This window comes from Streptomyces sp. NBC_01622, assembly GCF_045209635.1.
In the GTDB taxonomy this organism is placed as follows: Bacteria; Actinomycetota; Actinomycetes; order Streptomycetales; family Streptomycetaceae; genus Streptomyces.
The window spans coordinates 9939813-9956359 of sequence record NZ_CP109293.1; the positions used below are offsets into that span (position 1 = coordinate 9939813).

The 16547-nt window shown below is 67.4% G+C and carries 17 protein-coding genes; 6 read left to right on the plus strand and 11 right to left on the minus strand.

The features are described 5' to 3' along the window. Positions 1-21: 21 nt before the first annotated feature. The 7 genes from OH768_RS46055 to OH768_RS46085 form a co-directional block, all read right to left on the minus strand. Positions 22-1008 carry a Gfo/Idh/MocA family protein gene (locus OH768_RS46055; RefSeq protein ID WP_406462827.1) on the minus strand — a complete coding sequence of 329 codons (987 nt, stop codon included), beginning with the start codon at positions 1006-1008 and terminating at the stop codon, positions 22-24. 56 nt (positions 1009-1064) lie between these two features. Continuing rightward, positions 1065-1982 (minus strand): aldo/keto reductase, encoded by a 918-nt coding sequence (locus tag OH768_RS46060; RefSeq protein WP_406462829.1) that lies wholly within the window; start codon positions 1980-1982, stop codon positions 1065-1067. A gap of 38 nt (positions 1983-2020) precedes the next feature. Continuing rightward, entirely contained in the window at positions 2021-2452 is a 432-nt protein-coding gene (locus OH768_RS46065) for a heme-binding protein (protein WP_329257917.1), read from the minus strand. A 33-nt stretch (positions 2453-2485) separates the two neighbouring features. Next, positions 2486-2911 (minus strand): heme-binding protein, encoded by a 426-nt coding sequence (locus OH768_RS46070; RefSeq protein ID WP_406462830.1) that lies wholly within the window; start codon positions 2909-2911, stop codon positions 2486-2488. A gap of 89 nt (positions 2912-3000) precedes the next feature. Further along, entirely contained in the window at positions 3001-3465 is a 465-nt protein-coding gene (locus OH768_RS46075; RefSeq protein WP_329257923.1) for a heme-binding protein, read from the minus strand. 72 nt (positions 3466-3537) lie between these two features. Then, positions 3538-4755, minus strand: a complete 1218-nt coding sequence (locus OH768_RS46080; protein ID WP_406462831.1) for an MFS transporter — start codon at positions 4753-4755, stop codon at positions 3538-3540. Between the two features lie 912 nt (positions 4756-5667). After that, a complete protein-coding gene (locus OH768_RS46085; RefSeq protein WP_406462833.1) occupies positions 5668-6042 on the minus strand; it encodes a nuclear transport factor 2 family protein in 375 nt (124 codons plus the stop codon). Between the two features lie 829 nt (positions 6043-6871). Between OH768_RS46085 and OH768_RS46090 the strand changes: the two genes are divergently transcribed. The 3 genes from OH768_RS46090 to OH768_RS46100 all read left to right on the plus strand — a co-directional run bounded on the left by OH768_RS46090 (position 6872) and on the right by OH768_RS46100 (position 9536). Then, positions 6872-7864 carry an aldo/keto reductase gene (locus tag OH768_RS46090; RefSeq protein ID WP_406462835.1) on the plus strand — a complete coding sequence of 331 codons (993 nt, stop codon included), beginning with the start codon at positions 6872-6874 and terminating at the stop codon, positions 7862-7864. 414 nt (positions 7865-8278) lie between these two features. Further along, the gene (locus tag OH768_RS46095; protein ID WP_406462837.1) at positions 8279-8545 is read left to right on the plus strand and encodes a transposase family protein; all 267 of its coding nucleotides are present in this window, start codon (positions 8279-8281) and stop codon (positions 8543-8545) included. Between the two features lie 88 nt (positions 8546-8633). After that, entirely contained in the window at positions 8634-9536 is a 903-nt protein-coding gene (locus tag OH768_RS46100) for a LysR family transcriptional regulator (protein ID WP_406462838.1), read from the plus strand. Between the two features lie 30 nt (positions 9537-9566). Here OH768_RS46100 and OH768_RS46105 read toward each other — a convergent pair whose 3' ends face one another. The 3 genes from OH768_RS46105 to OH768_RS46115 all read right to left on the minus strand — a co-directional run bounded on the left by OH768_RS46105 (position 9567) and on the right by OH768_RS46115 (position 12526). Further along, positions 9567-10832: a hypothetical protein gene (locus OH768_RS46105; protein ID WP_406462840.1), complete on the minus strand. Its 1266-nt coding sequence runs from the start codon at positions 10830-10832 to the stop codon at positions 9567-9569. Then, positions 10829-12064, minus strand: coding sequence for a neutral/alkaline non-lysosomal ceramidase N-terminal domain-containing protein (locus OH768_RS46110; RefSeq protein WP_406462842.1), 1236 nt, complete (start codon positions 12062-12064; stop codon positions 10829-10831). Before OH768_RS46110 ends, OH768_RS46105 begins: the two co-directional genes overlap by 4 nt. Before the next feature lie 66 nt (positions 12065-12130). Then, positions 12131-12526, minus strand: coding sequence for a nuclear transport factor 2 family protein (locus tag OH768_RS46115; RefSeq protein ID WP_406462844.1), 396 nt, complete (start codon positions 12524-12526; stop codon positions 12131-12133). A gap of 610 nt (positions 12527-13136) precedes the next feature. On the opposite strand from OH768_RS46115, the gene OH768_RS46120 reads away from it, so the two are divergent. Genes OH768_RS46120 through OH768_RS46130 form a run of 3 tightly spaced genes read left to right on the plus strand, consistent with a single transcriptional unit; the run spans position 13137 to position 15894 of the window. Then, positions 13137-14408, plus strand: a complete 1272-nt coding sequence (locus tag OH768_RS46120) for an MFS transporter (protein WP_406462846.1) — start codon at positions 13137-13139, stop codon at positions 14406-14408. Between the two features lie 43 nt (positions 14409-14451). Beyond that, a complete protein-coding gene (locus OH768_RS46125) occupies positions 14452-15282 on the plus strand; it encodes an aldo/keto reductase (protein ID WP_406462847.1) in 831 nt (276 codons plus the stop codon). Between the two features lie 51 nt (positions 15283-15333). Further along, positions 15334-15894: a carboxymuconolactone decarboxylase family protein gene (locus OH768_RS46130; RefSeq protein WP_406462849.1), complete on the plus strand. Its 561-nt coding sequence runs from the start codon at positions 15334-15336 to the stop codon at positions 15892-15894. Here the strand turns inward: OH768_RS46130 and OH768_RS46135 are convergent. After that, a complete protein-coding gene (locus OH768_RS46135; protein WP_406462851.1) occupies positions 15872-16045 on the minus strand; it encodes a hypothetical protein in 174 nt (57 codons plus the stop codon). The genes OH768_RS46130 and OH768_RS46135 overlap by 23 nt on opposite strands. Between the last annotated feature and the right edge of the window lie 502 nt (positions 16046-16547).

Consider the following 16547-nt stretch of genomic DNA (forward strand, 5'->3'; position numbering starts at 1 on the left):
GGCTGGGTTCGTGCGCCGCGCTCAGTCGGCGCCGCCCGCGAGCACCTGACGTCGGATGGCGTCGATGCTCTCCATGACGGCAACCGTGTCTTCGAGGGGGTTCTCAGCCACCTCCGTGTGTCCGCCGGAGACGGCGCGGGTCACCGCTCGGAACATCGGGGTGTATCCGGCCCCCTCCGGCTGGATCGTGACGGTCTCGCGGTCGTCGCCGATCGCGAGCTCGTAGGTCCACGGGTTCACGAAGCCCGGGAGGGTGATGGCGCCGGCGGTACCACCGATCACCGCGTGCTGGGGAAGCCAGCTGGTCATCGAGCAGGAGAGCTGTGCGAACCGGCCCTCCGAGTACTCCATGACGGCGGCACAGGATGTGTCGAAGTCGTCCGCGGACGTCCCCGACGCGCTGATCCGGATCGGCGCGCCGCCCAGGAAGTGGTGGGTGAGCGCGACGTTGTAGATGCCGAGATCCAGAAGCGCTCCTCCGCCCAGCTCGGCGCGCCACGCGTTGTGGGCGGAATCCAGGTTGCGACCGAAGTTGGTCGTGACGGTGCGGACGTCACCGATCACGCCGTTCGCGACGTGTTCCGTAGCGGCTTTGACGACCGCGTTGAAGCGCGTCCACGTCGCTTCCATGAGGAAGGCGTTCCGCGACCGGGCGAGCGAGACCAGTTCCCTGGCTTCCTGGGCGTCGAGCGTGAACGGCTTCTCGACGAGAACGGACTTGCCGGCCAGGAGAGCCGCCCGCGCGAGGGGGAAGTGCGTACTCACCGGTGTTCCCACGTAGACGACGTCGACGTCCGGATCCGCGAAGAGTGCCTCCGGGTCGTCGAACGCCCTGGGAATGGACCATTTCTGAGCGAACGCGGCAGCCCTGCCCGCGTCACGCGAGCACACCGCGGTGACGGCGAGGCCCTCGGTCGCGATCATGTCGGGCAACACGGTGTTGGCGATGTAACCGGTACCGACGACACCCCAGCGTATGACGTCGTTCCTGGGCGGTGTGGAGTACAACCTTCGTTCCTTCCGTGTGGGTGTCCCGGGGAGTCCCTCGATACTCGCGGGGCGACTCAGCGTGAGGCGGCCGAGAGCGCGTCGAGTTCCTCAGGGGTGAGATCGAGCGTTGCCGCCTCGACGAGTCCTGCGACCTGTTCGGGTGTTCGGGCGCCGGCCACGGGGGCTGTCACGGTCGGTTGGGCTATGAGCCACGCCAGTGCGACGGTGGACTGCGTGACGTGATGGTTCGAGGCCGCGGTGTCGAGTGCTCCCAGGACGCGGTCGCCGCGCTCGCCGAGGTAGCGGGCCGCGAACTCGCTGTGCTTCTCTGCCTGGGCGGTGTTCCTCACGACGCCGGCCAGGAATCCCGACGCGAGCGCCCAGTACGGCATGACGGCGAGTCCCTGCTTGGCGGCCACCGCCCCGAGTTCGCCTTCGTAGGCGCGTTCAACGAGGTTGTAGTGGGGTTGGATCGCCACGGGGGCGTGAAGATGCTCGTCCTGAGCGATCCGCAGCCACTCCTCGACTCGCTCGGCACGGAAGTTCGACACCCCGATGCTCACGATCTTCCCCGCGTCCACGAGGGACGAGAACGTCCCGGCGACGTCCGCGAGAGGAACGCTCTCGTCGTCGTAGTGGGCGTAGTAGACGTCGATGCGATCTCTGCCGAGGCGCCTCAGTGAGGCGTCGACGGCGGCGAGGATGTTCTCGTGCCGCAGGCCGGGCAGTTGCGAGTGCTTGCCGACCTTCGTCGCGATCACGAATTCGTCGTGGACCGCACGGGATGTCAGCCAGGCGCCGATGACGCTCTCGGATGCCCCGTCACCGTAGCCGTCGGCGGTGTCGAGGAAGTTCCCCCCGCCGCTGCGGTACGCGTCCAGAACCTCGAACGCCTGCTGTCGGTCTGCCGATCGCCCGAAGGGTGTACCGCCGAGGTTGACGGGAAACACCTCCAGCCCGGTCGAGGCGATCGCTCTGCGTATGGGCGCCATGCGTGTGTGCTCCTTCTTCCTTTTGTGGGCCTTGTGCGTCACGCCACGGACATCGGGTCATCGGCGTCGACACTCGACAACGCGGCCCGGGCCACCGCCTCGTTGTCATCGGGAGCCGCGCCGCCGACGCCGAGACCGCCGACCACGACGCCGTCGAACCGGATGGGCAGGCCGCCGCGCATGTTGGTCTCCTCGTTGCCCGCGGCGAGCGCGAGAACGATGGCGTCGTGGTCGCTCATCCATCCACTCGGCCGGTCGTCCGCGCACGCCGTTTTCGCCGCCCGTCGGCTCGAACCCGCGTTGAGAGGGTTCGCACCGTCCGCGCGGCAGAACGCGACGACCTGCAAGCTCGGATCGACCACCGTCGCCACCAGGCGCAGCCCGCGCCGCGAGCCCTCGGCGATCACGCTCGTGACGATCTGAAGTGCGGCCTGATGGGAAATCAGGACCGGCTGGTAGGTCTTGGACACTATGAGCTCCTTCTTCTTTGGTCTTGGCCGAAGTCAGTCGAACGCGGCGAAATCTGTCTCGAAACCGAGTTCGTCGAGCACCGCGTCGCCGATGGCCTGGTCCTCGTCTCCGCGAGCGCCGGACACCCCGAAGGCACCCAGCAGACGGCCGTCCCGCTTGATCACGAACCCTCCGGGGCCCGTCATGATCGGATAGGGGCCGAGCGACGACAGCCGCGCGAGTGCGTCGGGGGTGAGGTGTGCCCATTGCTCCAGAAGGAGGGTTGGACGCTCCATGATCGCCGCCGTGTACGCCTTCGAGGTGGCGAGTTGCAGGACGAGGTCTCGAACGCTGTCCGCGCGGCGTGCCATGACGACCCGGCCTTCGAGATCGACGACGACGGCCGCGACCGGCTTTCCGATTCGGGCCGACTGCTTCACGCAGGCGCCGATGACCTGCTCGGCGATTGCGATGTTCATTCCTTGCGCACCTCCCAGGGGGCGGCTTGTCCGTTGGGCGATGCTCGGGGTCGGGTGGCGGGACGTCCCGCCACCCGACCCCGAGGCGCTCAGTTGCGCTCCGCCGCGAACCGGTCGAGCGCTTCGGCGATGACCTCGTGATCGAGGGCGTCCTCCTCGCCCGAGGCGGAGATGGTCGCCGTCAGCACACCGTCGACGAAGATGGGGATGCTGCCGCCGGCGACGACGTACTCCTCCGGGAGTTCACTGCCGAAGCTCGGATCGGCGTCGCGCTTGAGTCGTGCGAGCAGCGAACTGTGGCCGAACTTGTTGACCGTCAGGATCTTCCGCCGGATGACGTCGGCGTTGAACTGCCCGGTGGTACCGAGTTGTGCCCGGTATGCCAGTTCGTCTCCGATGTGGACGTCGACGCAGAGGTTCACGCCCCATTCGAGGATGATGCCGACGGTGATCTCTCCCAGCCGGGTGGCGTCGTCGCGAACGAACCGGGGGAAGTCGCGATCGGGTTCCTTCTGGATCTCTTCGAGGGTGTAGGTGGGATTGGGACGGGACATGCGTGTCTCCTGCGGTAGGGAAGGTGTGCTGTCGGTGTGCATGCCGACGAGGATGGTCAGTGATCGCCGGGTCTACCCTCTGGCCCTCGACAGCAGAAGAGGGGCCCCGGCTGAACGTGCGACGGGCCTGGCACGCGTGAGTTGCGGGATGCACCGGAGCCCGAGGAGCGCCGTGACCGCGCCGCAGGCCGCCATGACCACCATCAGCGCGGTCGGGCCGTTGGCGGCGAGAGCCGGTACGAACACGCCGTATCCGGCGATGGCGAACCGGCCGATGCCGTAGGTCAGGCCCTGCGAGGTGCTGCGGATCTCGGTCGGGAAGATCTCCTGGGTCCACACGCGGAACAGGCCTTCTCCCGCCCATGCGAAGCCGACCCCGGTCGCGCAGAGCATCACGACGACCGACCAGAGGCTGAATCCGGCTGCGACTGGAACGAGGGATCCCACGACGGTGAGCGCGGTGCCGAGGATGAACAGCACCCGCCTCGCGGCGGTGCGATCGACGAGCCGCTGGAATGCGACGCCCGCCGCGATGAGCAGCAGTGTCGTCCCGACGGACACGATCGTCGCGGTGAGCACCGTCGACTTCGAGATCGTCGTGATCAGGTAGGTGCTGTACTGTCCGGTGATGTTGCCGGACACGGAGGAGAAGACGTAGAAGACGGTGATCGCGATGAGCGCGCTTCCGTAGGGTTGCCTGAGGAGCAGCCGAAGATCCCGCTTCCTCCGCGCCCGCGCATCGACGGTCACATTGGCCTGCTCCCAGGCCGGCGACTCCTTCATCTCCCGGCGCAGGAACCACACGATCAGCGAGACGACCATGGGGTGGACGAAGAGCAGGCGAGCGCCGAGACCGCCCAGGTCCGACACGCCGATACCGATGAACTGGGTGAGGACCACGCCCGAGAAGAGGAACACCTGGCTCATGGCGACGGCCGATCCGCGACGGCCCGCACTCGCCTCCTCGAACACAAGGGCGACAGAGGCGGGTATGTCGGCTCCGAGCGCGAGCCCGGTGATCACGAAGCCGACTACGAGCACCGCCGGGCTCGGCGCGATGATGATGACGAGCATCGCCATTGCGCAGATCAGGAGATCGGCCGAATAGACCGCCCGTCGGCCGAAGACGTCCCCGAGCCGGCCTCCGACGATCGCGCCGACCGCGAACGCCAACTGGAATCCGGAGACGAGTACGCCGATCATCCAGGGGCTCAGGTGGAAGACCGAGTTGAACAGAACGATCGAGACGCCGACGCTGACCGACGTCGTGCCGTCGAGGTACGACGCCATTGCGCCGAGTATGGTTGCGCGTTTTGAGTAGCGCGCTGACTCTATATCTGTCACTTGTCCGACGCCTTTGCTGTACCGCGTTGTACGCCTAGATCGGAAAAGGGGTCGCATCATTCTTTGACAGGCACATGCGGCTCCATATGCGCGACGACAAAATACTGATAGTGCGCGTCGAGACACTTGGAGCCACAATGAGCGGCCCTGCGTGTTCGATCGCGTGTGAATGCACATCGTCGCGTGTGTAATCCCCCGGGTTGGGGTGATAAATCATCGCCCACGCAAGTGAGGAAACATCGGCGGAAATCTACTGGCCGTCGACGTGATGCTCTGACCTGTGTCTTCGGTCGCGCACGAATGTGCGCCATCGCGTGGGTAACCCGCGGGAATGCATGAGAGCTGTCGCGCTACAAACCATGGCCGCATCAGCAGCATTCCAATGGCTTACTGCGCGACGCCCAGACGCAGCTGTATTTGCCCGCTCCTGACTAAGTGGGGCACAACTGCGCGGCGAAGGGTTCTACGCGGCAGGCAGACGCGGCCTCTGATTCAGCACAGAGCTGCTGCTCGCAACCATTCTCCGCCTCCTTACGATATGACAGCCAGATTAAGTCAACGTTTACTCGAAGGCAATAGCCTCCTGTGAGCAGTTCGAGCCTGTCGTCGGTGGTACCTGTTTTGCCCGGATGAGTGAACGGGTGCAACACGCTTGCGAGTTGCACCCGCGGATCGAGGCCGGGCACGGTAGGCCGATCGCCACGTGGTAACCGTTATCGTGTGCCGCGCGCCGCGCGAAGGCCGCGTCGGCGGACGGTCCCGGCGGTGCGGAACGCGGCCACGGGCAGCGAGACCGGCATGCTGCGTTTCCCTGTCGTGTCAGCGGTCTGATTCATGAAGCGCGCCGCGGTGTGCCGGCTACGGCTTCACGGGGGTCGCCTGAAAGGCGATCACCTGGATGCCGTCGTGCCGCTCCGCCCATACCGCGGTACACCGGCTCTCCGACACCACGGGCCTGGCGTCGATCACGATGCGCGCCGAGAGCCGGTACACGACGACAGCCGTGGCCGTTTGCAGTGTGACCGCCTGATCGGAGACCGACAGGTCCTCATACCGAAAGAGGCCGTCGCCGAGACTCGCCAGATAGGACTCACCTGTGTCGAGCCTGCCCGTCGTGTGAACGTAGGAGCACTGCGGGCTGATGAGCTTACGCAGACAGGCCACGTCGTTGGCCAACATGGCCTGGATGCGGGTTCTCTCCAGCGTGCGTACCGAGTCTGCCGTGATGGTCATCGGGGCTGTTCCTTTCCCACGCGGGTCGTGGCATGCGGGCGGACGAGATCGCGGCCCCGGGTTCGTCGGCGCTACGAAGCGGCATCAGGCCGCGGGCGTGCAGCGTCACAGCTGATGCGAGGAGAGAGGGGAGCCGATCACGGCTCAGAAATCAGGAAGGCAGGCCGTACGCCTGCGGTGGGTGCGTCCGAACGCCAGCGCCAGTTGGAGCCCGCGCACCACGGTGAGGACGGTAGTACGCCCGGGACGAAACCGTCCCTTCGTTGCGTACAACCTTAGATTGCGGTCGATCGAAGGCCGAACTCGTTCACCCGCTGGACACGGAGGCCGAAGCTGACCAAGCTGAGGTCTCACAGACCCGCGGCCCTCGTCGGCCGCCGCAGCGACAGGGAGGCATCGTGGAATCGGAATCGCCGATCTCATCGCGTGTCGGCTCCCGTGCTGCCGTCTGGGCCCACCATTCCGGAGTGGTCAACGTCGGCACCGCAGGCGATGACTCGGCCGGATGGTGCGAGCGTCCCAAGAAGAAATGACTCCGCGTCCCCGCTGCCGCAAGCAGAGTGGGGTTTTCGGAGCATGCCGTCATGGCCTTACGGTCCAGGTAAGGCCAGCGCCAGTCAGCGCGCTCCGTTCCACGTAAGAGGTAGGCAGGGCCGCGTTGGCGGTACCGCATGAGGCCGCCTTGTGCCGCCCCCCACGGCCGCATTCGAGTGGCCACGGCCCGCAGACGGACAATTCCGGATCCGACACCCCCACGAGCTCGGCGGCAGCTGACCGCCCACTCGTGGGGCACTGGTTCACGCCCGGACAGACGCCAGCCGACCCCCACATGGAGTTCGACATTTCAGGAGTATCGACCATGCGTGAAACTTGCCGTCCCCTGGGCTCGACCGACCTTTCGGTGTTCCCCGTGGCGCTCGGCGGGACGGCCTTCGGCATGAAGGCCGGCACCCGGGAATCACATCGACTGCTCGACACGTACCGGGCTGGTGGCGGCAACTTCCTGGACACCGCGGACTCCTACCGGCCGCCAGTAGAGGAAATCGCCGGATTCGATTCGGAATCCATCATCGGCTCCTGGCTGAAGACCTCGGGAGCCCGTGATGAGATGGTCATCGCCACGAAGGTCGGGAAGCACCCTGCGTATCCCGGCCTGCGCGCGACGAACATCCGACGCGCGGCTGAGGCTTCTCTGGGGCGGCTGCGCACCGACCGGATCGATCTGTACTTCGCGCACTTCGACGACCAGGGCGTCCCCCTCGAAGAGACCGCCTCGGCGTTCTCCGAACTGGTCGACGCCGGAATGATCCGCCATATCGGCCTGTCCGACTTCTCCGGCAAGAGAGTGTCCGAGTGGATGGACGTGGCAGCCAGGAACGGGCTGCATCCGCCCGTCGCTGTTCAGCCGCACTACAACGCCGTCGAGCGCAGCGGCTTCGAAACCGACCTGATGCCGGTCGCCCTGCACCACGCGCTGGCCACCGTCCCCTACCGGGGGCTCGCCTCTGGATTCCTCACCGGCAAGCACCGGTTGGAGCGCGACGACGCTCGTAGCCAGTTCTCTCAGGTGGCGCAGTACGTCGACGAGCGCGGCGCTCAGGTCCTCGACGCGCTGGACGAGATCGCGCAGGAACGCGGGGTGCAGATCTCGACAGTGGCCCTGGCATGGCTCACGGCCCGGCCCACCGTGGTCGCGCCGATCTTGAGCACACGTAACGCCGCGCAGCTGCCTGCGCTCCTCGCGGCTGCCGAACTCACGCTGACCGACGCCGAGAACCGACGCCTCGACGAGGCATCAGGCCGCCTCGTGCCGCAGGGCTGAATGTGGTCGGCATCCGCAGAGCACTTCGTGCAAACCGGGTTCGCAGCCGCATACACCGAGCCCTGGCATCGAGAACGACCAGTTCGCCCACTGGAGTTGCCCCGGTCCGATGGACACGGACGGGCTTGCGGACCATGCCGCAGATTGAGCGAGGCTGGCGGACGCCTCGGCGGCGTGTCGATGCTCGTATTCGGCGGGGCTGAGCCGGCCGTTCGCCGAGTGTCGCCGACACGGGTTGTGGCCAGGGGCATTGCCTGAACGGGGTTCGTCGGGTTCGCCTGTGACGCCTGGTCATTTCCAGTAGTTCGTTCTTGCCCCGGAAGGCAGTACAGGCACGACGTCGGCGATCATGTGGTTGTTGACGCCCCAGCACCACTTGTCGACGCTGTTGACCTGCGGCGATTCCTTATCGATGTGCCTGATCCCCGGGATCGGCGGGGCCGGGTATACCCGCTGAGCGCCCTGCTGTGCACGGCTGGAGCGGCTGTCCTGGCCGGAGCCCGGTCGCTGACCGCCGTCGGCGAGTGGTCGTCACGCCCGTCCTGCCGCACCGGGTCCCTGCGCCTGCGGCCATCGTGGTCCTGCTCATCACCCCTCGCCTGGCTCACTGGATGGCTGCGTCAGCGCGCCCGCAAGGGGCCCGTACCAGTCGGCCCTTCCTCGCCTTGTCGAAGCGGCTGACGACCTTCCCGGGCGACGGCCATAGCCTGGGGCTTTAGCATTCCTGTTGACCTCGGCAGGAGCGCCGGGGCATTCGTGGAGGGGCGGCATGGATCTCGGCGGTCTCGACATGAACGCGCTGACGCCGCTGCACGCGCTGCTGGAGGTGCGGCATGTGACGCGGGCCGCCGAGCGGTGCCATATGAGCCAGCCCACCATGAGCGCCTACCTGGCCCGGCTGCGCCGCTACTTCGACGACGAACTGCTGGTCAGGGGCGCCGCCGGTTACGAACTGACACCGCTGGGGCACCGGCTGCTCCCGCTGGTGGCCGAGGTGCTCACGGCGGCCGAGAGCGTCTTCCGGACCCGTGCCGGCTTCGACCCCTTGACCAGCGAACGTCGCTTTGTGATCTCCTGCTCCGGCTATGCGACCGGTGTGATCGGCCGCCCTCTGAACGCCCGCCTCGGCAGCGGTTCGCCGGCGCTGTCGATCCAGTTCTGCGCGTTGAAGGACGGGTTCGCGGAGCGCGACCTGCTGGAGGCCGATCTGGTGATCGCCCCGCTGAGCTTCAGCGTCCCGGCCGAGAGCGAGAAGCTGTTCAGCGACGACTTCGTCTGCCTGCTGGACTCCGGCAACCCGGTGGCGGCGGAAGCCGAGCTGACGGCCGAGGTGCTCTCCGGACTCCGGCACGCGGGCGTGAGCCGCAGGTCGGGCACGCCGACCGTCGCGCACCGGCTCATCGACGGGCTGGGGGTGCAGGGGCGGCTCGCGGTGCTGACCGACGAGTGGGCGAACCTGCCCTGGCTCGTCCAGGACACGGACCTGGTCGCGCTGCTTCCCCGGCGGGTCGCCGAGCGGGCCTCGCGGGCCGGCGGCTTCACCATCCGGGAGGTGCCCGGGTACGACGGGGCGCGCTTTACCGAGTCGATGCTGTGGCACTCCAGCCGCAACGCGGACCCCGGGCTGCGGTGGTTGCGCGGCGAACTGCGTGCCGCGCTGGGCGCGCGCTGACCCACCACCCGCGGACCCCGCGAGAGGCACTCAGAGACCGTCGCCGCGGAGTTCCTCCAGGATCTCACCGACCTTCGACGCGACGGCCTCGGCGGATCCGCGCGCATAGCGGGAGTTCATCGCCTCATAGGTGCTGCGGTCGTAACTCGCGGCATCCGCCATGTACTTGGCCGCTCCGTTGGCCATCGTCATGACGAGGGTGCCCGCGAACGGGGAGTCCTCCTTGATGCCGAGGCCGGTCGCGCTGGACAGTTCCGCCCGCAGGGCGACCAGCACGATGTCCCCGATCCGCACCGCGTCGATCGGCACCTCCGCCTTGCCGTCCGGCTGGAAGGGGTAGTTCCGCACCGGGCGCAGGTCCTGCATACGGGCGGGCGCGACCTGCGCGTGGACGGTGGTGCTGGTGTTGACGACCCGCAGACCCCCGCCCGTACCGGTGCACCGGATCCCCTCGCTCACCCGGACCGTCTCGGCTCCCAGTCGCTCGCCGAGCAGGTCCACCAGCAGGTGACCGGCCTCGTGGACGTCGGCTCTCGTGTACGACCCACCCCTATGGGCGACATACCGGTTCGCGGTGAGGAACGGGGCCTGGTCGCCTGCCGCGCCGATCAGGAAGAGGGCGACGGCCCCGTCCCCGTAGGACTCCTCCACATGGCGGCAGGCCGCGCCCGCCAGATCCGAGGTGACGAGCCTTTCGCCCGTCCGCGTGCGCGACTCGTTCATGACGGAGGACTGGACGGCGTAGTTCATCAGGATCGCCAGGACCCGCCCCCCGTCGTCCTCGATACGGACGACGCCCACGCTCTTGTCGGACACGCCGCTCGCGTCGGCACCGAGCCACCAGCCGTCCGTGGTGAGGACGTCCCGGTTGACGTTGACACCGCAGGTGCCGCGCCCGAAGCCCACTCGGGCGGGCCGCATGGTCCGCCGGGCCTCGGTCACGGAGCGGACCACGGCGTCCCGCACGGCCTCCCGCAGCAGGGCGTCGCTCCGTCCGCCCGTTCCCGCCGCCTGAAGATGCGGGGCGGAGAAGGTGTGGCTCGCGCACACGACGGTGTTGCCACCCGCGACGCGGCCGGCCGTGGCGGCGGCCTCCCGCAGCTCGCGCACCGCGTCGTCGGGAATCGACGTCAGCTCGACCACGACGAGGGCGACGCGCTGCGACCCGTCGTCGAGGAGGACCGCCCTCGCGTGCAGGCTGTCGTGTTCGCCGGTGAACCCGTCCAGGGGATAGACGTCGGGGGGAAGGTCGATGACCGACTTGCCGACGCCGGCCGTGATCATGGGACCGGTCACCGCAGCGTGCCCCTGATCATGCCGACCAGACCGTCGACGATGCCGGTCTCGGCGTACCCCTGCACGATGGGGCAGCCGTTGACCTCGAAGGTGTTGCGTGCGTACGACTGGTCGTCGGCGAGGTAGCCGATGCGGTCGTTGGCGATGGAGATCAGCAGGGTGTTCGCGAGTGGGGACTCCCGCTGGAGCCGCCGGTAGATGTCGGTCACCACCTCACCCGAAACGCCGGCCAGGGCGACCTCATTGATGGTGACCAGCCCCAGCCGCAGGTCAACCGAGTCGACCTTCTCCTGGATCATGTCCTCCATCACGTCCACGCCTTCCTTCATGGGACAGGCGAGCACCCGTTCCGCCGCGCCGATGCGGACCGTGGAGGTCAACTCCCGGATCCCGCCCGCCACGCGTACGGCTTCCGCGCCGACCATCAGCCCCTGGGCGGCCATCGCCTCGTAGGCGAACACCCGCTCGTCGTCGGTGGCGCCCCGCAGCTTGCCGAGGGCGACCCGGGGCGACTGGTCGCCCACCGGCCCGAGGGTCCACAACGCCACGACACCGTCGCCGAGGTGCCGCTCGACATACGCGGTGGCCGCCCCCGCGAGGTCGGCGCTGACCTCCTCCGTGCCCAGCACCACGGTGGAGTGCACCGCGTAGTTGAGCAGCACCGCGATCGGGTCGCCGGTGAGGGTCTCGAACCTGAGCACCCAGACGGTCTTGTCCGACGGGCCGTCGGGGTTGACGCCCATGGCCCACTTGCCCGCGATGTACTCGTCGCGGTTGACGTTGACATCGGCGGTCCCCTTGCCGAGGCCGAACCGGGCCGGCTGGGACGACGCCCTGGCTGCTTTCAGCGCGCTGATCATCCTGTCGTACACCCAGGCGGTGTAGGTGTCCGACTCCGGAGGTCCCCCGTGCGCGAGCGCCCCCGGGGACACCAGGCCGATCCGGGGGGCGCTGTGGGTGTGCGTCGCGGTGATGACGATGTGGTCGAAGGGGATGCCGAGTTCCCGCTCGATCCGCTCGCGGACCGGCGTCATGTCGCCGGCCTCGATCAGATCGGCCGACAGCAGGGCCACCTCGTGCGCCCCGTCGTCGAGGACGAGCGCCCGGAGGTGGATCGGGTCGTGCACACCGGTGAACGAACCGCCCAGCGGATTGAGATTGGTCAGGTCCTCGGGTGTGATGTCGACTTTGGCGACACCGATCCGCAGATTCCCTGATGCGGACGAATTCAAAGGTGACTCCTGGTCTTTCCGGGCGAGACTGAAGCCGGCCGAGACGTCAGCCGGCCGAAACCGCTGCTACGCCTTCTTCTGCTGCAGAGCCGGCTCGCGCATCGAGGTGAACTGGCAGTTGATGATCTTCGACTCGTCGCCGGCCGGTTCCCATACGACGGTGAAACGGTTACGGAGGGCCAAGACCCCTTCCGCCACCTCCACTTTCATGTCCTCGACCCCGCTGATGAAAGCCAGCCCTCCCAGGAAGCGGATGTCCTCCTCCGTGCGCTCGATCGACAGATACTTGGTCCGGGCGTTCCCAATGTAATCCAGGATTTCTTCCTTGGTGTTGATGTTGCCGTTTCCGTGTATCCAGACCACTCCGTCGTCGAGCAGAACCGCCAGGGCTTCGCCATCCGCGCCGAGCATGGCATCCCGACGGGAGCGGTCCAGTCGAAGGATGGTGCTCGCGTCCGTCATCTCAAGGCTCCTGTACAAGGGTCGAGCCGGGATTCCCCGGGATTGGTGGGAACTCTTCCATTCGCGGCGGGGAACCAGCAAGACCAGGGGAATGGCGATCCCCTATGTTCGCTATAGGGGATCCTGATGAGGCGGCGAGGCGGGCCGGCGGTGGGTTCCCGCGGGTGCCTCCCCGATCGCCCGCGATGCCGCTGAGCAGGGACGAATGCCTGTGGGTCTGTGACTGCCGGCGTCGGCTGCAAGCCCTCCGCGGCCACCTCTTGTCGATTTCCGTACGCACATCTTGCGTGACCGGAATCTTGCGTCCGTCGCGCCGGTGGTGGCACGGTCTCCCTACCCGGGCCATTTGGCCGCGGACCGCTTACCCGGGAACCCGCCGACGAGCCCGTGAGCGCCGCGCCACCACAACGAGGTTCGCCGGGTGGCCCCGCGCGGACCCTGTGCGAGGAATTCTAGCGAAAGCATTCAGCGGATATTCCGCGAATTACGGCGGTAGGCATACTGCTTGCCATCCCGGAGTGGAAAGCTCGTCGAACTCCGAATGTTTTCCCGCGTGGCCCGTCCCCGGTCAGGTTCGAACACCCCACAACGTAGTGAGGAATCAGCGAGTATGCCCAAGGACCAGAGCTCGCCCCGTCCCTGGTACATAGCCACTCTCGGCGGCATGGCGTCCTATCTCGAAGGCGCGACCATGGTGAGCCTTTCCATGGCCGTCATTCTGCTGCAGAAGCAGCTCGCACTCAGCGCCTGGAGTGTCGGCGCGCTCAGCGCCTCACTCACCCTGAGCTTCTCCACCGGGGCCATTGTCGGCGGCCGTCTCGGTGACCTCTTCGGACGCCGGGTGATCTACTCCGCCGACCTGGTGATCTACGCCCTCGGCGCGCTGATCGTCATCCTTTCCCCCAACCAGGCCGTCCTGTTCGCCGGCGTCATCGTCACCGGTCTCGCGATGGGTGCCGACATCCCGGCCTCGCTGGCCCTGGTGGCCGAGGAGGCGCCCCCCGGACGGCAGGGTTCGGCAGTGGCGTACTCCCAGACGCTGCTGATGACGGGCGTCGGGGTCTCCCTGGTCATCTCCAACTTCGTTGCGGATGCGGGCAGTCTGGGCGCGCGGCTGCTGTTCGGCCACCTTCTGGTGGTCTCGGTCATCGTGTGGGTCTTGCGCCGCGGCGTAGCAGAGTCGTCGGCCTGGCTGAAGAGTCGCGCCGGGAAGAACTCGACCGGGCCGCGGAAACTGAAGGAGGCCTTTCGCAAGCCGCACGGGACCGCTTTGCTGGCCACCACCCTGTTCTTCGTCATCGGCGGCATCATGCCGAACACGCTGACGCAGTTCGGCCCGTACCTGATCGTCAACCTCGGGCACTCCACCATGCAGGTCTTCAGCACGATCGGAACGGTCACCTTCGTGGTGGGCCTGGTGATCGCGCTCCTGCTGCAGCGCTTCGCGGACACCAAGTCCCGCACCGTGTGCCTCGCCCTCGGTCTGGTCGCCCTGGTCGTCGGCCCCCTGGTGGCCATCGTCGGCAACTTCTCCGTGGCAGCCCTGACCGCACTCTTCATCCTCAACACCATCGCCGGAAGCTGGGCTGGTGACGGCATGTACCGCATCTTCACCCAGGAGATCTTTCCCACCGAGATCCGCAGCACGTCCCAGGGGTTCACCTACGGCATGGCCCGCTACTGCATGGCCGGGTTCGGCCTGCTCACCCCCGCACTCGTGGCCTTCTCACCGACCCTGCTCATGCTGCTCCTCATCGGCCTGGGGCTGGCCGCCGCGGCCATCGGCCTGCTGTGGCTTCCGCGGATCCCGCGCCACGGTCTCAACGAGCAGACCCCGGTGACCGTCCCCGCCGACCGCGCCTCGGTGGCCGCTCACTCATAGCCCCGTACGTACACCCCCGTACAGCAGAAGGAAATGTGACCCTGTGTCTCCCGTCCCGCTCCGCACCCTGAATGACGGCGGCGTCATCCCCGCCCTTGGCCTCGGCACTGCTCCCCTGGATGACGCACGGACCGAGGAGGCGGTGGCACACGGCCTCCGTGTCGGGTACCGGCTGATCGACACAGGCGCTGTCTACGGCAACGAGGGCGGCGTCGGCCGGGCCGTCGCCGCCGCCGAAGTCCCCCGTGAGGAGATCCGGGTCCTCACCAAACTCCCTGGTCGCCACCACGGCTACGACGCGACCCTGGCCTCCTTCGAGGAATCCCGCGGCAGGCTCGGCCTGGAGTACGTCGACCTCTACCTCATCCACTGGCCGCTGCCGCGCCTGGACAAGTACGTCGACTCCTGGAAGGCGCTGATCAGGCTTCGCGGGGAGGGACTGGTCCGCTCGATCGGAGTGTCCAACTTCACCCCCGAGCACCTGGACCGCCTGGAGAAGGAGACCGGGGTGCTGCCCGCCGTCAACCAGATCGAGATGCACCCCCAGCTCCCGCAGGAGGAACTGCGCGCCGTACACGCCGAGAAGGGCATCGCCACCCTCAGCTACAGCCCTCTCGGCCGCGGCACGGGACTGGTCCAGGATCCCGCAATCGCGGCCGTCGCGGCGGCCCACCGGGTCACCCCCGCCCAGGTGATCCTGCGCTGGCACCTCCAGCTCGACACGGTCCCGCTTCCCCGGTCGGGCGATCCGACGCGGCGGCGCGACAACCTCGACGTGTTCGGCTTCGAACTCTCCACGGACGAACTCGCCCGGATCGGCGACCGCGCCCGCATCCGGATCGGCCACGACCCGGAAAGCCACGAAGAGTTCTAGCCGGTGCTCCGGCCCGGACACGAAAGACCAGACACGAAGGAGAAGACGAACATGCGTCTGTCAGCACCGACCGGGACCGGCCCGGAACAAGCTGAACTCGGAGAGCGGATCAGAAGCCGTCGCGGGGCCGTCGGCGGCCCCTTCCTGGTGTGGCTGCGCAACCCCGCGCTCGGCGACCACCTGGAAGCACTCGGTACGTATTGTCTCCGCGAGTCCTCACTGCCGCTGCGACTGCGGGAGTTGGCGTTGCTGGTCGCCGCTCGCCACTTCGACGCGCAGCACTCGTGGAACGCGCACCTGGCCAAGGCGGTCGACGCCGGGGTGGACCCGGCCGCGCTGCAACGCCTGGCCCGCGGGGAGGAGCCGCGGTTCAGCAGCCCGGACGAGGAAGTCCTCCACCGCTTCGCGTCCGAGGCGCTTGAGGGGCACTTCGTCGGCGACGAGACCTTCGCCGCCGGACTTGAGCACTTCGGGGAGCCTGGGCTGGTCGACCTGGTCGCCGCTCTGGGGACCTTCTCGATGTTCGCGATGGCCCTGAACGTCTTCCAGGTGGATCTGCAGGCCGATCATGAGCCGCCGTTCCCGGACGTCAAGGGATTCCGCCGGACATAGCGGGGTGGCGGACGAGTCGAGCTGTACGCCGGGTTCTGTCGCCGACCATCGCGATGTCCGGGACGCCTGCCGCGCCTGCGGCGAGGGCGAGTTGCTTGGCGAGTGTGTTGCCGACGGCCACGATGAGATCGACGCCGTTCTCGGCTGCCATGCGCCCGACCTCGCGGTGAGTACTCCCCAGATTCTCCCCGGGGAATGGCTCTGTGCGTGGCGGCCTAGGCGATGTCGGCGGAGAAGCGTTGGCTTCCCTGACGGGTGGTGAGGTGCAGATGCGCAAGCATGCGCAGAACGTAAGCAAAGATTGCGCTACCGTGCCCTCGCCACCCTGAGATTCACTCTGCTAGCTTCCGCCTGGGCCAATTGGGCGAGGAATTCTGCCCCCGTCTCCATCATGTCAATCACGCAGAGCAGGATTTTCTGCGTTGCCACTAGAACGTTCCAGTTTCATGGCTGGGCGAACGTCGGACGAAAGCGAGCCTCGTGAGAACGGCCGCGCTTCAGGACGGCATCGCTTTACGCAAGATCAAAGGGGCGGAACTGGGCGCGAGGGTGTCCATCGCCTTCAATGCCGACGATGTGGGTCACGTGGTCGATCGTGCCCGAGACTCGGTCTCCGTGCTCAACTACGCCGGCCACGGTGTCGAAAGGCCACC

Bases quoted from the DNA above. Each gene is read 5' to 3' on its own strand.
- OH768_RS46060 (WP_406462829.1), bottom strand. From the start codon at position 1,982: ATGGCGCCCATACGCAGAGCGATCGCCTCGACCGGGCTGGAGGTGTTT.
- OH768_RS46070 (WP_406462830.1), bottom strand. From the start codon at position 2,911: ATGAACATCGCAATCGCCGAGCAGGTCATCGGCGCCTGCGTGAAGCAG.
- OH768_RS46075 (WP_329257923.1), bottom strand. From the start codon at position 3,465: ATGTCCCGTCCCAATCCCACCTACACCCTCGAAGAGATCCAGAAGGAA.
- OH768_RS46080 (WP_406462831.1), bottom strand. From the start codon at position 4,755: ATGGCGTCGTACCTCGACGGCACGACGTCGGTCAGCGTCGGCGTCTCG.
- OH768_RS46085 (WP_406462833.1), bottom strand. From the start codon at position 6,042: ATGACCATCACGGCAGACTCGGTACGCACGCTGGAGAGAACCCGCATC.
- OH768_RS46090 (WP_406462835.1), top strand. From the start codon at position 6,872: ATGGAGTTCGACATTTCAGGAGTATCGACCATGCGTGAAACTTGCCGT.
- OH768_RS46100 (WP_406462838.1), top strand. From the start codon at position 8,634: ATGGATCTCGGCGGTCTCGACATGAACGCGCTGACGCCGCTGCACGCG.
- OH768_RS46115 (WP_406462844.1), bottom strand. From the start codon at position 12,526: ATGACGGACGCGAGCACCATCCTTCGACTGGACCGCTCCCGTCGGGAT.
- OH768_RS46120 (WP_406462846.1), top strand. From the start codon at position 13,137: ATGCCCAAGGACCAGAGCTCGCCCCGTCCCTGGTACATAGCCACTCTC.
- OH768_RS46130 (WP_406462849.1), top strand. From the start codon at position 15,334: ATGCGTCTGTCAGCACCGACCGGGACCGGCCCGGAACAAGCTGAACTC.
- OH768_RS46135 (WP_406462851.1), bottom strand. From the start codon at position 16,045: ATGGCAGCCGAGAACGGCGTCGATCTCATCGTGGCCGTCGGCAACACA.